Raw genomic sequence first — 15716 nt, 5'->3', positions numbered from 1 at the left:
CTGTGTGCTGGCATATTCTTCGGTGTCATCGCCCGGCTCGACCTGGCGATTCAGTGTGCCGCGGCCTCTCGATTCAAGCACAGGCATCTCTGGAATACTGAATCCCCCGCATGCGCGCATTCGCGGGTGATGACACCGCGCCGTTTGACATCTTGAATTGCGATTCATCCTCATCGTCGTCCCTGCGAAAGCAGGGACCCATAACCACCGATGTTTATCGTTTCACGACGCTGGAGTGACGAATCCCGTTCACAACATCCGCCGCGGCGTATGAGTCCCTGCTTTCGCAGGGACGACGTGCCGGAAGAGCCGCCGGCCCTAATCGACAGCCCGCGCCTCAATGCGGCCGCGACATCATCGCCACGACAGCGGAGCGGGTCTCGACGCCGAGCTTTTCGAAGATATGGATCAGGTGCGTCTTCACCGTCGCGAGGCCGATGTTCAGGCACTCGCCGATCTCGCGGTTGGTTCGGCCGCAGCACAACAGCTCGACGACTTCCATCTCGCGCGAGGTCAGGCCAAAGCGCGCCGGCTCGTCGGCATTCGACGACAGGCGACTGGTCAGGTTGAACTCGAGATAGTCGTGGATCTTCTCCGCAATGTGCATGCTGCCGTCGGGGATCGCGCAGCCCGGCGCCCACAGCACGCTCATTCCGGCGACGATGCGGTCGTTGCGGCGGAAGAAGAACTCGATCATGTCGGCGACGCCGCATTGGCCGGCGAAGGCGCGGTAGGTCGCCGCCTCCTGGGTCGCGCATTGGTCGAGCGCCGTGCTCAGCCGCGCAATCGGCCGGTTGCTCGCCGAGCGCGGATGCAACGGATCGAGCCGGTTCATGCCGGCAAGATACTGGTCGTGGAAACTCGGCGGCACGTTGCTAGAGAGCACGAAGCGGTTAAGGGTCAAGTTGCCGTCGACCTCGTAGAACGCGGTCGCCGACCCCTCGAGAATGCCGCGCGCGAACTGAATGGCCTGCGTGGTTGCCGGATCCGGTCGGCCCAGAAGCGCGATCATGACCTACCTCCCGATGTTTCCCGATGGCGAATGTCTGCGCGTCGCGTAACCGTCACGCTGAGGCACGCGCGAGCCATAGTCAAGCAAATTGCGGGCCAAACGCACGAAGCGCACATCCGGGGAAACGGTTACGCCGAAGTAACCCAACGGCCCCCTCCACCATCCGGTTGATTGCGAGCGACGCGAGCCATGCGGAACTTTCGCGCATCATCCGATGGCATTGCTGGATCAAGAATGAATTCGCGTCGCATCATGGCCGCCTTCCCGTCGGCGGCCGACGAACAGGTCACGCTCGCCAACTGGCGCCAACATCCCTTCAACGAGTGGGCATTCCGCAATGTCCGCGAATTGCTGCCCACCGCGAACATCGCGCGCGCCGCAGCGCCGGCGCCACTGTCCTTTGCGCCGCGCTATCTCGACGACCTCAGCTTCGCCAACCCGCGCGGCGAGACGGTCGGCGTCGGCGAGGCGCTGCGCGCCAGCCACACCGACGGCATCGTGGTGTCGCATCGCGGACAGGTCGCGTTCGAATGGTATGCCCATGGCCTGACGCCCGATACCCCGCACCTGATCTTCTCCGTCAGCAAGTCGGTCGCCGGAACGCTCGGCGGCATCCTCGCCGATCAGGGCAAGCTCGACCCCGACGCGCCGGTGATGCGCTACATCCCGGAGATGGAGGGCTCGGTCTATGGCGGCGACTGCACGGTGCGGCATCTGCTCGACATGAGCGTCGGCATCCGCTTCGACGAGGATTACATGGCGCGCGACGGCGACGTCATCAACTACCGGCGCTCGACCGGCTGGGAGCTGCCCGATCCGGCGATTCCGCCGAGCAATCTGCGCGACTATCTGCGCACGCTGCGGCCGAACGGCGCACCGCATGGAGAGACCTTCCACTACGTCTCGACCAACACCGACGTGCTCGGCTGGGTCTATGAGCGCGCCTGCGGCATGTCCTACGCAAAGATCCTCTCCCACTATCTGTGGCAGCCGATGGGCGCCGAGCACGACGCTTACATCACGGTCGATTCACGCGGTGCCGGCCGCGTCGCCGGCGGCATCTGCGCGACACTGCGGGATCTCACCCGGTTCGGCGAGATGATGCGCAATCACGGCATCAGCAACGGACGACAGGTCGTCCCCGGCTGGTGGATCGACGACATCAGGCAGAACGGCAATGCCGAGGCCTGGTCGCGCGGCGACCTGACGAAAGTGTTTCCAAACGGCAACTACCGCAACAAGTGGTACACGCTCGATCGACGCGAAACGCCGTTTGCCGCGGTCGGCATCCATGGCCAGTGGATCTACATCGATCCGGCCAATGAGACCGTGATCGCACGCGTCTCCTCGCAGCCGCTGCCGATGGATCTCGATCTCGATCACATGTGGATGCGCGGCTATCGCGCAATCGCGGCCAGGCTTGCCGGCAAGAGCTGACCGATTGCGACAGGGGGACACCATGGGACCACCGATCAACCGCCGCCGTCTGTTGCAGATCAGTGCGGGAGCAAGCCTCGGCATTGCGATGCCGCGCATCGCGCGGGCCAGTTCGAAGACGATCACGGCCGTCATGCACGCGCCGCTGCGCGCCACCGACCCGATCATGACGACGGCGTGGACCGCGCGCAACCACGGCTACATGATCTACGACACGCTGTTCTCGACCAATTCGAAATTCGAGATCAAGCCGCAGATGGTCGAGGCCTGGGAGGTCTCCGCCGACGGCCTGACCTACACTTTCCGCCTGCGGCCCGGCCTCAAATTCCATGACCGCAGCGCGGTGACGTCGGCCGACGTCATCCCTTCGCTGCAGCGCTGGGCCAAGCGCGACACGATGGGCCAGAAACTGTTCGAATTCGTTGCCGAACTGAAGGCGGTCGACGAGCGCAGCTTCCGCATGGTGCTGAGGGAGCCATGCGGCTTCGTGCTGGCGGCGCTCGGCAAGCCGACCGCCAACGTGCCCTTCATCGTGCCGGCGCGGATCGCCGCGACGCCCGCCGACCAGGCCACATCAGATCATCTCGGCTCCGGACCATTCCGCTTCGTGACGGCGGAATTCCAGCCCGGCGTCAAGGCCGCCTATGAGAAAAACCCGGACTACGTTTCCCGCGACGAGCCGTCCGACGGCACCGGCGGCGGAAAGGTCGTCAAGATCGGCCGCTACGAATGGATCAGCGTGCCGGATTTCCAGATCGCGACCAACGCGCTTGTCAACGACGAGATCGACTATTTCGAGGTGCCGCCGCACGACCATCATCCGATGCTTGCGCGCGCCTCCAATGTCGAGCTGACCGATTACAACACGCTCGGCTTCTCCGGCATGTGCCGGATGAACTGGCTGGTGCCGCCGTTCGACCGGCCGGAGATCCGCCAGGCCGTGCTGCACGCGGTGAACCAGAAGGACTGGCTCGACACCCAGATCGGCAATCCCGATTACTACAAGATCACGCCGGCAATCTTCGTCGCCGGCACGCCGTTCGAAAGCGCGGTCGGATGGTCGACCAAGGCGGACACCGCGAAAGCCAGGGAGTTGCTCAAGCAGGGCGGCTACAAGGGCGAGCAGATCACGATCCTGCACGCGACCGACGCCCCGATCATCACCGCGCTCGGCACGGTCACCGCCGAGGCGCTGCGTTCGATCGGCATGAACGTCAGCCTGCTGGCGATGGATTGGGGTTCGGTGGTGGCACGCCGCGCCAAACAGTCGATGCCGGCCGAGGGCGGCTGGTCGCTCTACCATTCGACCTGGGCCAGCGCCGACCTCGTCAATCCGATCGGCAACGCCTGCGTCAACGGCAAGGGCAAGAACGGCGGCTTCTTCGGCTGGGTCGAGGACGCCGAGCTCGAGCGGCTGCGCGACAGCTTTGCCCGAACCGCGGCGCCGCCGGACCAGAAGGCGCTGGCCGACAATATCCAGGCACGCGCCTACGAGGTGGTCACCCACGTCCCGACCGGGACGTACAATCAACCGGCCGCGACGCGCAAGGCGCTGAAGGACATCGTCCGGGCGCCGGTGCCGCTGTTCTGGAATGTCGACAAGACAGGCTAGCGGTGCCTATTCGATCGGCGGCCGCCGCGTGTGCCAATCCGTCACCGACTGGAACGCGGCGCCGGCGCGGACCAGCACGTCCTCAGACAGATGCGGGCCGACCAATTGCATGCTGAGCGGCATCTGGTCCGAGGCCATGCCCATCGGCAGCGTGATGGTCGGGCTGCCCGAGAAATCGAACACCGCCGTGAAGCGCAGAATGCTCAGGAGGACGTTGGGGTCGGCGCCGTATTCGCTCATCTTGGTGAGCGTCGGGATCGGCACCGGCATCGTCGGGATCAGCAGCAGGTCGATATCTTCGAACATCGCAGCGAGGCTGCCGCTGAACTTCAGCCGTTCATGATGGATGGCCGCGATGTCGACGCCGCTCGTCGCCCGGCCCTGCTCGATCAACTGCGCGAGGTCGGGTCCGTATTCCGACTTGCGCGACGGGTAGGTGTCCAGATGCGCCTCAGCCGTCTCGACCGAGCACATCGCAATCCACTGGCTGACCAACTTCTGGTAGGGCGGGACATGCACCTCGCGGATGTCGGCGCCGAGATCGGCGAGCGTGCGCTCGGCTTGCACCAGCGCGGCGACGACCTGCCGATCGATGCCCTCCTGGGTGTACCTGCGGTCAACACCGATCCTGAGGCCCCTGATGCTGTCGCCCGCTCCAGCCAGATAGTTCGGCACCGGAGCCCGCAAGGCGGTCGGGTCGTTGATATCAGCGCCCGCGATGACGCCGAGCATCGCCGCCGCATCCGCAGCGCTGCGGCACATCGGCCCGACGTGATCGAGCGAGTCGGCCAGCGGGAAGACGCCGTAGCGGCTGACCCGCCCCCAGGTCGGCTTGATCCCGGTCAACCCGCAGGTCGCCGACGGAAAGCGGATCGAGCCGCCGGTGTCGCTGCCGATCGAGCCGTAGCAGAGCCCCGCCGAGGTCGCGACGCCCGATCCGGTCGACGACGAGCCAACCCAGTAGTTCACATTCCACGGATTGAGCGGGGCCTGAACGGCCGGATGATGGCTGGTATAGGCCCCCTCCGTCATCTTCAGCTTGCCGAGCGTCACCGCACCGGCGACTTCGAGCCGGTCCACGATCGTGGCATTGAAGGACGGTACGAATTTGGCGTGGATCGTGGTGCCGCCCGCGGTCGGTGCAAACGAGGTGTAACAGAGGTCCTTCAGCCCGATCGGAACGCCATGCAGCGGGCCGCGCCAGATGCCCTTGGCGATCTCCGCATCGTACTGCTTGGCCTGGGCCATCGCCCGCTCCGCAAGGACCAGCGCATAGCCGTGAAGCTGTCCATCCAGCTTCGCAATCCGGCCCAGCATTGCGTCGGTGATCTCCGACGGCTTCGCCTCCTTGCGGCGAATGAGCTCGGAGACTTCGATGATGGATTTGTAGTGCAATGAATCCGCTGACATCTGACGCCCTGCTGTTATCGGAATATGCCTGTCCGGACCGCCGCCGCGGGCGGCGATCTCGCGGCTCTGCTGACGGCGCGCCCCGCCTAGAACTGGACGCCGCGCGTCAACGCGCCGTCCACCACGAGGTTGGTCCCGGTGATGAAGCTCGCCGCCTTGCTCGCCAGGAACACAGCGGCGTTCGCCATCTCCTGCGGCGTGCCCATGCGGCCGGTCGGGTTGAGCGCCAGTGCTGTCTTGTACAGTTCGGGATTGCCGTCCTTGATCATGTTCCAGACACCACCCTCGAAGTAGGTGTTGCCCGGTGATACCGAATTGGCCCGGATGCCCTTGGCCGCGAGCTGGTAGGCAAGGCCCTGCGTGTAGTGGATGATCGCCGCCTTGAACGTACCGTAGGGACCGCTGGCAAAATCGACCTCGCGTCCCGACACGCTCGAGATGGTGACGATCGCGGCGGCGCCGCTCTTCTCCAGATACGGCATCGCCGCGTTGACGAGGCGCACCGTCCCCATCATGTCGGTGGAGAATTCCTTCTCCCAGCTCTCCTCGTCCTGCCCGATCGACAGCGCGCTGACATTGGCGACCACGACATCGATGCCGCCGAGCTTGGACGCCATGTCGGCGACCCAGGCCTTCAGGGCCGGCCCGTTAGAGACGTCGACGGCACTACCGAACGCCGAAACGCCCTTGGCCTTGAGCGCTGTGACCGCAGCGTCGACGTCGCCCTGGTTGCGCGCACAGATGCCGACGTTGGCGCCCTCGGCGGCGAACGTGTCGGCGATCGCCCTGCCGATGCCCTTGGTGCTGCCGGTAACGAGAACCTTTGCTCCCTTGAGTCCGAGATCCATGTCCATTCCCTCCATTATTATCAATTATGCAACGCACTGATCTTCACCGCATCGCGCGGTCGATCACAGTAACAGCTGCGCGCGAACGTTGTCCGCGTTGACCTCCTCACCGGCCAGCGATCGCGTGATCTTGCCCTTCTCCATGATGTAGCAGCGCTGCGCGATCTCCAGGATGGTGTCGAGGTTCTGCTCCACGAACACGATCGTGGTCCCGAGCTCCGCTCGGAACGATTTCAGCGCCTCGCAAATATTCTGCACGATCGACGGCTGGATGCCCTCCGACGGCTCGTCGAGGATCATCAGCGCCGGATTGCCGATCAGCGCGCGGCCGATCGCAAGCTGCTGCTGCTCGCCGCCCGACATGGTGCCCGCGATCTGGCGCCGGCGCTCCCTCAGGCGTGGAAAATACTCGTAGACGAGCTCGGGCAGCTTCTTGCCTTCGGGCCCGCCGATCAACTCGCCGACCTGCAAATTCTCCTCGACGCTCATTTGCGGAAACACGTCGCGACCCTGCGGGATGTAGCCGAAGCCGGCGCGCGCCCGCGCATCGGCCTCGAGCTGCGTGACATCCTGATCCATGAAGCTGATGGTGCCGCGCCAGGTCTGCAGCAGACCGATCAGGCACCGCATCAGGGTCGACTTGCCGACGCCGTTGCGGCCGATCACGCCGACGATCTCGCCGCGCGAGACCGACATGCTGACGCCTTGCAGGATCGGCGTCGCGCCGTAGCCCGCCCAAAGCCCCGACACCTCCAGAATGCGATCAGTGGGCATGAGTCTTACCCAGATAGATTTCCGCGACCTTCTCGTCTTCCAAAATCGCCTCCAAGCTGCCGCGCGCGAAGATCTTGCCAAGATGCAGAACGGTAACGCGCTGGGCGACCTGACGCACGAACGCCATGTCGTGCTCGACGACCAGGACGGTCATGCCCTCGGCATTGAACGACTTGATCAGCTCGCCGGTCTTGAAAGTCTCTTCCGGCGACATGCCGGCGGTCGGCTCATCCAGCAGCAGCAGCTGCGGCTGCAGCGCCAGCGCCATCCCGATCTCCAGCCATTGCTGCTGGCCGTGCGACAGCGCACCGGCGAGCTTGCCGCTATCGTCAGCCAGATTGAGCAACGCGAGCAGCCGCTCCTCTTCAGCACGGCATTCCGCGCCCGAAATGCGTTCCTGCAGCGCGATCTGGATGTTCTGCCGCACCGGCAGCTCCTTGAACACGCTCGGCGCCTGCATCTTGATGCTCATGCCGCGCTGCACCCGCGCGTAGGGCCGCTCGGCGGTGATATCGATCGAGTCGAAGAAGATGCTGCCCGTGGTCGGCGGATAGAGCCCGACGATCAATTTGAACAGCGTGCTCTTCCCGGCCCCGTTGGGCCCGATCAGGCAGTGCACCTCGCCGGCATTGACCGTCAGGTCGACGTCGGAGACGGCGGTCAATCCACCGAAACGCTTGGAGACACCTTTCACATCGACCAGCGCCATGATTCAGGTCTCATCCGATTGCAGGCGGGCGGTATCGGCCAGCGCGGGGGCTTCGTCGCGGCGCCGACGCCTGGTCCACCAATCGACGACGAGCTTGCCGATGCCGAGCACGAAGCCCTGCGGCGCCAGCATCACGGTGGCGAGCAGCAGCACGCCCATCAGCACCAACGCCGCCTGCTGGCTGTAGACCGTGATGGTCTGAAAGCCGAACAGCAGCAGGAACGATCCGACCAAGGTCGCGGTCAGATCGTTGCGTCCGGAGAACGCCACCCACACGATCGGCATCGCCGCCGCCGGCAGGCCGATGCTGGATGGCGTGATGAACTGCCCCCACGACGTGTACAGTGCGCCGCTGAGGCCTGCGAGCCCGCTGCCAATCACGAAGGTCAGAAGCTGATACTTGCGGACGTCATAGCCGAGCATCTCGGCGCGCTGCGGATTTTCCCGCGTGGCCACGATCACGTTGCCGACGCTCGAGTTCACCAGCATGCGCAGCGCGATGTAGACGATCACGATCAGCGCGATCATGACGTAATAGAGCGCCGAGCCCTCGATGTCGAAGTCGCCGACCGTGAGCGGGTCCATTCCCTTCATGCCGTTGAAGCCGTTCAGCCGGGCCGGACCGATATGCCATTCGGGCCCCGCGGTCTGCCCGAGGAAGAAGGCAAGCACTAGCGTCGCCGACAACGTCACGATGCCGAAGAAAATCCCGCTGATGCCGCCCCAGATCATGAAGTAACCGAGGATCCCGGCCGCGATCATCGCGATGACCACGGAGAGAACCAGCGCGGCGATCGTGGTCGTTCCCCCGCCCATATTGATGGCGAGCACGCCATAGCCGTAGCCGGCGATGCCAAAGAAGAAGGTCTGGCCGAACGACAGCATGCCGCCGTATCCCCACATCAGGCAGAGACCGAGCGCCATGAATATCCAGATCAGGAAGTAGGCGAAATTGCCGACGTCATAGGAATCGGCGAACAGCGGATAGATCAGCGCCCCCGCCAGCACGGCGAGGAAACAGGACCAGAAGATCTTCCCGCGTCCGAGCGTCTGCGGGCCCTCGAGCAGCTTCAACATCAGAAATTCCCGTCTAGCGCCCACGACGAACCAGCACGCTGGATAGTCCCTCGGGCAGCACACGTATGATCAGAATGACAGCAAACAGCATGCCGATCTGGCCGATGATCTGCCCGTAGCTGGCATTCAATGCCATTCGGATCATCGCCAGGAACACCGCGGCCGGCGCGGTTCCGAGCAGGACATTGGCGCCGCCGATCACCACGGTGACGAAGCTCTCGACCACAAAGGTCGCGCCCATGGTCGGGATCAGCGTCATGGTCGGCGCGTAGAGCGCGCCGCAGAGCCCCGCGAGCGCGGTGCCGATGCCGAAGCTGATGGAATAGATCCGCCCGGTGCGCGCGCCGAGCGCCTTGGCCATCGCCGCGTTCTGCATCGTGGCGCGCGCGATCACGCCAAAGCGCGTCTTCATGAAGATGATGTAGAGGCCCGCAAGGACCGCTACCGCACAGGCAAACAGCACCAGCCGGTAGGTCGAAAACGTGTAGGCCCCGATCGCGAAGCTTCCTTCCGGCGTGCCAATACCGCGCACCGCGGAGCCGACGATCAGCAGCATCGACTGCGTCACGATCAGACTGAGGCCCCAGGTCGCGAGCAGCGAGTCGAGCGGTCGCTTGTAGAAGCGCCGCACGACGAGGTACTCGACGATCATGCCGATGATCCCCGCCGTCAGCGCGGCCAGGATCTGCGCGATCGGAAGCGGCACGCCGAGATTCACGAGCCCCACGGTGACGTAGGCGCCGCACATGATGAACTCGCCATGCGCCATGTTGATGACGCCCATCATGCCGAACACGATGGCCAGGCCCGCCGCCGACAGGATGAGGAACGCGAAGACATCGGCGAACTGATAGAATACCGAGAAGAGTTCAGCCGACATTCCGGTCTCCCTGATCGCGGCGCCGCATCATTGCGGCGCCGGCTCGCCTCAAAGCCGCGGTGCAAACACGAGCAAGATTCGTGCCTGCGCGCATCACGACTTGCTGGGAAGATGACTCGGCGTGTACTGATCCTTGTCGTTCTTCTTGGTGAGGTCGCAGCCGATCTCGCCAAGCCAGTATGGCTGGATCGTGCCGTAGTCCTTCTCTACCGTCACCTCATGCTTGGGCCCGACCGAGATCAGGCGCATGCGGTGCGACGTATGCTGGCTCTTCGGGTCGATGCAGACCTTGCCCTCGGGAGCCTCGATGCAGGCATCCCCCGTTGCGATCACCTTGCGCATGTCCTCGAGCTTGGTCGACTTGGCCTTCTCGACCAGCGCCTTGTACATGTAGAGCGCGTTATAGGCGTTGTAGCCCATGTCGTTGATGTAAAGCTCGTCGGGGAATTTTGCGTGCCAGCGCTTCTTGAAGTCATTGGCTTCGGGGGTATCGATCTCCTCGAACCAGTTCGCGGTCGCATGCATGTTGTTGAGCGCCGGCGGCTTGAACCGCTTATGCTCGAAGCCGAGCATGATCTTGATCGAAGAGCCCATCGGCAGGTTGAGGTTGGCCGCGGCTGCCTGTTCGAAGAACGAGTCCTGCGCCGCGCCGACATTGATCGTCAGCAGCCAGTCCGGCTTCGCCTTCTGGATGTTCTGGATCGTCTGCGCGAACTGCGACACGCCGAGCGGGATGAATTCCTCGCCCACGACCTCGCCGCCGAGGTCCTTCATGATCTTGCGGTTCCACTCCGCGGAGATCTGGCCGAAATTGTAGTCGGCTGCGATGACGTAGACCTTCTTGCCGAACTTCTGGACCATCCAGGGGATCAGGGTCGAGAACTGCTGCTCCGGCACCGCACCCATGCTGATCATGCTGGCGTCGCAGACACCGCCTTCATACTGGTTCGTATAGAAGTACGGCGTGGTGGTGCGATCGACGATCGGGCGCAATGCCTCGCGCGATGCCGAGGTGATGCCACCGATCAGCACGTCGACCTTGTCGCGATTGAGCAGCCGTCGGCCGAACTCCTGATAGCGGGCATTGTCACCCTGGGGATCGAGATGGATCAGCTCGATCTGCCGGCCGAGAATGCCGCCGCTCTTGTTGATCTCCTCGACCGCCAGCTGCGAGCCGTGCAGCTTCGGCATGCCCATGAAGGCGAGATCGCCGGAGACGTCCTCCAGCAAGCCGACCTTCAGCGGCGGCTCCGCCGCCTGGGCGGCACCTATTGCCGCGGTCCCGAGCATTGCACCAAGCAAAGCCATTCCGACTATACGCCCCGAATACATCGCGATGTCCTCTGTCGTTGAAGGATGTTTGAAGTCACGCCTTGAGGTAATTCTTCAGGATCGACGCCCCCATCGTGTATTTGGGATCGACCATGTTGCCGAGCCGCATGCGGCCGGCCTGGCTGAGCAGCATGTAGGCGTCGATCTCGTCGAAGCCGTAATCGGCGCTCATCCAGCGCACGAGCTCGCGATAGGCGATGCGCGCCGCGTCCTCGAGCGGGCGCGCGCTGCCGATAGTCATGATGAAGTCGCGCGTCTCGAGCCGCGGCCAGGCGAAGCTCCAGTTCTTGATCAGATCGATCTGCAGCGTCACCGTCGCGCGCTGCTCCAGCGCGACGCCCGAGAGTTCGCCGTCGCCCTGCGTGGCGTGGCAGTCGCCGACATAGAGCAGCCCGCCTTCGGCATGCACCGGCAGATAGATAATCGCGCCCGGTGCAACGTCGGGCAGGTCCATGTTGCCGCCGTGATAATCGGGCTGCAGCGAGGAAATCGCCTCGATCTCGGGCGAGACGCCGATCGTGCCGATGAACGGCTCATAGGGCAGCGTGATCTTTTCGTTCCAGCGCACGCCGTTGCGGTCGACATGCAACTTCCTGACGCGTTCCGGCAGCGGCGGATTGAGCAGCGCCGTGGATGCGGTCCCGACCAGGCCGCCGAATTCCGGAATGATGCAGGTCGTTCCGGCCGGCTGCGCGCCGCGGGTCTCGACGTCGCGGATATAGACGGCGAGGCAATCACCCTTCTTGGCGCCCTTGACCGCGATCGGCCCGCATTGCGGGTTCAGATAGGGGAAGTTCAGCTTCGCCGTAGGACTGTCGCTTTCGCTGGTGAGCACGCCGCCGAAGGCGTCTTCGGTTTCGACAACGACGACCCCACCCGGGTCGATCGACAGGGTCGGCTTGGCATAGGGCCCATAGACGTAATGGAAGCCACCCTGCTGCTCGATCGTCAGGCTATGGGTCGTACCGATCGCGCCCTTGGCAAGGGCGCGCTTGGCCATGATGGAACTCTTCAACCAATCTTCGGTCATGCGGTCGGCTCCTCAATTCAGATCGCGGGATGGCGCTTGTGCCAGTCGGTGACGCGCTGGAAGGCATCGCCCGCGCGAACGAGGCTTGCTTCGTCGAAGTGGCGGCCGACGAACTGGAAGGCGATCGGCCCGCCGTTCGGCGCGAAGCCGCCGGGAAGCGTCACGGTCGGGCTGCCGGTCATGTCGAACGGACAGGTGAAGCGCAGCAGCCCGGTAATCAGCGACGGATCCTCACCCAGCGCCGCCATCTTGGCCAATGTCGGCGCAGCGAACGCCTGGGCCGGAACGGCGATCAGATCGACCGTCTCGAACAACAGCCGCACCGCGCCGCGGAACGCTTCGCGCCGCAGCACGATCTTCTGGTAATTCATGCCGGATTGCGCCCGGCCGAGATCGAGCAGGCCGGCGAGCGCCGGACCATATTCGTCCTTGCGTGCGGGATAGGTCTCTTCGTGCGCGACCGCCACTTCGATGCCGCACAAGGGGAACCAGTCCTCGATGACGGCCTTGGGATCAGGAAACGTGATGTCCTTGATCTTCGCGCCCAGATCGGCAGCAACGCGCAGCCCTTCGCTGAGCACCTTGCCGGCAGCCTCGTCGGTGCCTTCGATGGTCCAGCGCCGATCAACCCCGATCGTCACGCCGCGCAAATCGCCGGACAGGCCGGCGAGATAGTTCGGCACAGGCAGCGGCACGGAGGTGGTGTCCTTGGGATCCTGGCCGGCAATCACGGCGAGGATCGCGCCGCAATCGGCCGCGCTGCGCGCCATCGGCCCGATGTGATCGAGCGTTGCCGCGAGTTCGAACGCGCCATAACGGCTCACGCGTCCCCAGGTCGGCTTCAGCCCGGTGATGCCGTTGGCGGCCGATGGAAAACGGATCGAGCCGCCCGTATCGGTGCCAAGCGAGCCGAAGCAAAGCCCCGCGGCGGTGGCGACGCCGGAACCGCTCGACGATGCGCCCGACCACAAATCCGCATTCCACGGATTCTTCGGCGGATCGATCTTCGGGTGATGGTCGGCATAGGCGCCCTCGGTCTGCTGCAGCTTGCCGAGGATGACAGCGCCGGCATCCTTCAATCTCGCGACGACCGTGGCATCCTCGCTCGGCCGGAAGTCCCGGTGAATGGTCATGCCATGCGCGGCCGGAGCGCCCTTGGCCCAGCACAAATCCTTGACGGCGATCGGCACGCCGTGGAGCGGTCCCTTGATCTTGCCGGACGCGATGTCCTTCTCGGCTGCCGCCGCTTCGGCCAGCGCCGCCTCGCCCATCACATAGGCGTAGCTCTTGAGCTTGCCGTCGAGCTGCTCGATCCGCCCGAGCATCGCCTTGGTCACCTCGACCGGCGAGAGCTTTTTGGCCTGGATTTGCTGCCCGATCTCAATGAGCCCGAGATAGTGAAGATCCGTCGTCGGCATCGTTTCTCATCCCCGCACTTGACATGACGCAAGCGCAGGCACTGCCCATCACCGCGCATGCGCCTCCGGCTTGGCGGCACGGACGTGTCGCCAATTTGTTTAGCGGCAAAAGCAAAAAACCACCCGCCCCTCCGAAACGAAGGTGACGAATGGCCCAAATGCCGCGGCTATGAACTATCGCATGGGTCCGGAGTCGAACGGAGCACTCTGCGCGGCGATCGGGACGTCATCGGCCAGATCGACGCACGCAAGGTTCGACAGGAAGCCCTGTAGGAGAAAATTCTAAGGAGGTGTGCAGCGCGTTGTCAACGAGGCTGGCTGCACAAATTTCGCGAGGTGCATGCGCAGCAAATCGGCATGACCTCTTGCACCGACCTCTGCGAAGATGATTTCCTTGATGCGTTGCGCGGCCGAAAGTACTCAATGACCAAGCCCTCCATTCCAGTCGGCATCATCTGCTCGCAGCACGGGCCCTATCAGGCCATGGGACGCGAGATCCTGAAGAGCGCCATGATGGCGGTCGACGAAATCAACAATCAGGACGAATTCGACTTCGCGATATCGGCGCATGTCCGCGATCCCCGCGGAATCATTTCGGAGTACCACACGGTCTGCGACGACCTCATTCGCAACGTCGGCGTCGAGCATATCATCGGCTGCTACACCTCGGCCTCGCGCAAGCAGGTGCTGCCGATCGTCGAGCGTACCGACCGCCTGCTCTGGTATCCGGCGCGCTACGAGGGGTTCGAATGCTCCGACAATGTCATCTATGTAGGCGCCTCACCCAATCACAACGTACTGCCGCTGGTGCGTTACGTGCTCGATAATCTGTCGCGCGAGATCTTCTGTGTCGGCTCCAACTACGTCTGGACCTGGGAAACCAATCGCGTCACCCGCGAGCTGGTGACGGCGGCCAAAGGACGCATTCTCGCCGAACGCCTGCTCGAACTTGGTGAAAGCGCGGTCACGCACATCGTGGACGAGATCGTGCGGCGCCGGCCGCCGGTCGTCTTCAACACCTTGGTCGGCAGTTCGAGTTACGAATTCATCCGCGCCTTTCATGCGGCGACCGCCGCGGCTGGCCTCGAGATCCCGATGCTGAGCTGCAGCCTGTGCGAGCCCGAGCTCAAGATCGCGGGTCCTGCATCGGCCGGATGCATCACATCGTCGGCCTATTTCGAGAGCATTCGCCTGCCCGAGAACCGTGCCTTCGTGGCGCGCTGGAAGGCGCGCCACGGCGAGCACAGCAGCCCGTCCGTCGACGGGCAATCCGCCTATGTCGCGGTCTATCTGCTGGCCCGGGCGCTGCAGCGCGCGGGCACATCCGATATCGGCGAGGTGCGGCGCGCCGCGGCCGGCCATCGCTACAATTCGCCGCAAGGTCCGGTCTGGATCGACGGCAGCAACAACCACTGCGTCCTGACGCCGCGGCTGGCCGTCTCGAACGCCGAAGGACAGTTTGACATCTTCTGGGAAGCTGAAGCGCCGGTTAGACCGGATCCCTATCTGACGCAGCTCGACATCGCCGCCAGCCCGGCAAGGGATGGAACGTTGCCGAATGCGCCGCATTTGCGGGTTGTGAAATGAGCAAACCGTCTTCATTTTCGCTGCGGGGCCGCAAGGCGCTCGTCGCCATCAAGGATGAGCGCGATGCCTCGATCGTCAGGCGGCAGTTCGAGCGCCTCGGGATCGAGATCGTCATATGGGAGCCCGGTGCCAGTATCGACTGCCGTCCCGACGTGACGCTGATCGATGACGAGTTCCTGCCGCTCACCTCGCCGGCACAGCGGACGTCGCTTGGACGAAGCCCGGTCATCGCCCTGCTCGGCACCGAGACGCCAAGCCGTCTGAAGCTGGTGCTCGACCTCGATCCGGCGTCATTCCTGGTGAAGCCGCTGCGATCGGCCGGCATCTATGCCGCGCTCGTCCTGGCTTTCGAGCGAAGCGAGCGCACCAGCGAGCTCAAGCAGCAGGTGCTCAAGCTGGAGCAGCGGCTGCGATCCCGCCGCGTCGTGCTTGCCGCGGTCCTTCAGGTCATGCACAGCCATGCGCTGGCCGAGCCGGCGGCCTTTGCGCTGATCCGCCGCGCCGCCATGGAGCAGCGCAAGACGATCGAGGAACTTTCGGCGGAGATCACCGCAAAGGGCTCCCTGCCCCGGGCAACGGGCTAGAGCCGG

Annotated in this window: 14 protein-coding genes; 4 read left to right on the top strand and 10 right to left on the bottom strand. The window is 64.1% G+C overall.

Going from position 1 to position 15716, the window contains the following annotated elements:
* Positions 1 to 337: 337 nt before the first annotated feature.
* Positions 338 to 1012 (bottom strand): helix-turn-helix transcriptional regulator, encoded by a 675-nt coding sequence (locus ACZBJS_RS19360; protein WP_028345120.1) that lies wholly within the window; start codon positions 1010 to 1012, stop codon positions 338 to 340.
* A gap of 234 nt (positions 1013 to 1246) precedes the next feature.
* Here ACZBJS_RS19360 and ACZBJS_RS19355 point away from each other — a divergent pair, with 234 nt between their 5' ends.
* Both ACZBJS_RS19355 and ACZBJS_RS19350 read left to right on the top strand, forming a co-directional pair.
* Entirely contained in the window at positions 1247 to 2449 is a 1203-nt protein-coding gene (locus ACZBJS_RS19355) for a serine hydrolase domain-containing protein (protein WP_463439023.1), read from the top strand.
* A gap of 22 nt (positions 2450 to 2471) precedes the next feature.
* A complete protein-coding gene (locus tag ACZBJS_RS19350) occupies positions 2472 to 4061 on the top strand; it encodes an ABC transporter substrate-binding protein (protein ID WP_463439022.1) in 1590 nt (529 codons plus the stop codon).
* Positions 4062 to 4067: 6 nt separating this feature from the next.
* Here ACZBJS_RS19350 and ACZBJS_RS19345 read toward each other — a convergent pair whose 3' ends face one another.
* The 9 genes from ACZBJS_RS19345 to ACZBJS_RS19305 all read right to left on the bottom strand — a co-directional run bounded on the left by ACZBJS_RS19345 (position 4068) and on the right by ACZBJS_RS19305 (position 13539).
* Complete coding sequence (locus ACZBJS_RS19345; RefSeq protein WP_463439021.1) at positions 4068 to 5471, bottom strand: amidase; 1404 nt, start codon at positions 5469 to 5471, stop codon at positions 4068 to 4070.
* 86 nt (positions 5472 to 5557) lie between these two features.
* Entirely contained in the window at positions 5558 to 6319 is a 762-nt protein-coding gene (locus ACZBJS_RS19340; protein ID WP_225647396.1) for an SDR family NAD(P)-dependent oxidoreductase, read from the bottom strand.
* Positions 6320 to 6382: 63 nt separating this feature from the next.
* On the bottom strand, positions 6383 to 7093 hold the full coding sequence (locus tag ACZBJS_RS19335) for an ABC transporter ATP-binding protein (protein ID WP_463439020.1): 711 nt from the start codon (positions 7091 to 7093) through the stop codon (positions 6383 to 6385).
* On the bottom strand, positions 7083 to 7802 hold the full coding sequence (locus ACZBJS_RS19330; protein ID WP_018270850.1) for an ATP-binding cassette domain-containing protein: 720 nt from the start codon (positions 7800 to 7802) through the stop codon (positions 7083 to 7085). The genes ACZBJS_RS19335 and ACZBJS_RS19330 overlap by 11 nt, the downstream gene beginning before the upstream one ends.
* Before the next feature lie 3 nt (positions 7803 to 7805).
* Positions 7806 to 8879 (bottom strand): branched-chain amino acid ABC transporter permease, encoded by a 1074-nt coding sequence (locus ACZBJS_RS19325; protein ID WP_057015931.1) that lies wholly within the window; start codon positions 8877 to 8879, stop codon positions 7806 to 7808.
* 13 nt (positions 8880 to 8892) lie between these two features.
* Complete coding sequence (locus ACZBJS_RS19320) at positions 8893 to 9759, bottom strand: ABC transporter permease subunit (RefSeq protein WP_463439019.1); 867 nt, start codon at positions 9757 to 9759, stop codon at positions 8893 to 8895.
* Positions 9760 to 9852: 93 nt separating this feature from the next.
* The gene (locus ACZBJS_RS19315) at positions 9853 to 11067 is read right to left on the bottom strand and encodes an urea ABC transporter substrate-binding protein (protein ID WP_141339913.1); all 1215 of its coding nucleotides are present in this window, start codon (positions 11065 to 11067) and stop codon (positions 9853 to 9855) included.
* Between the two features lie 58 nt (positions 11068 to 11125).
* Positions 11126 to 12121: an acetamidase/formamidase family protein gene (locus ACZBJS_RS19310; RefSeq protein WP_463439018.1), complete on the bottom strand. Its 996-nt coding sequence runs from the start codon at positions 12119 to 12121 to the stop codon at positions 11126 to 11128.
* 17 nt (positions 12122 to 12138) lie between these two features.
* Positions 12139 to 13539: an amidase gene (locus tag ACZBJS_RS19305; protein WP_253624088.1), complete on the bottom strand. Its 1401-nt coding sequence runs from the start codon at positions 13537 to 13539 to the stop codon at positions 12139 to 12141.
* A gap of 423 nt (positions 13540 to 13962) precedes the next feature.
* On the opposite strand from ACZBJS_RS19305, the gene ACZBJS_RS19300 reads away from it, so the two are divergent.
* A complete protein-coding gene (locus ACZBJS_RS19300; RefSeq protein WP_463439017.1) occupies positions 13963 to 15126 on the top strand; it encodes a transporter substrate-binding domain-containing protein in 1164 nt (387 codons plus the stop codon).
* Positions 15123 to 15710: an ANTAR domain-containing response regulator gene (locus ACZBJS_RS19295; RefSeq protein WP_057015927.1), complete on the top strand. Its 588-nt coding sequence runs from the start codon at positions 15123 to 15125 to the stop codon at positions 15708 to 15710. Before ACZBJS_RS19300 ends, ACZBJS_RS19295 begins: the two co-directional genes overlap by 4 nt.
* Positions 15711 to 15716 lie beyond the last annotated feature (6 nt).

Source organism: Bradyrhizobium sp. KZN70725 (assembly GCF_055264925.1).
The sequence above is the reverse complement of the archived record's forward strand: the minus strand, read 5'-3'. Positions and strand labels throughout refer to the sequence as shown.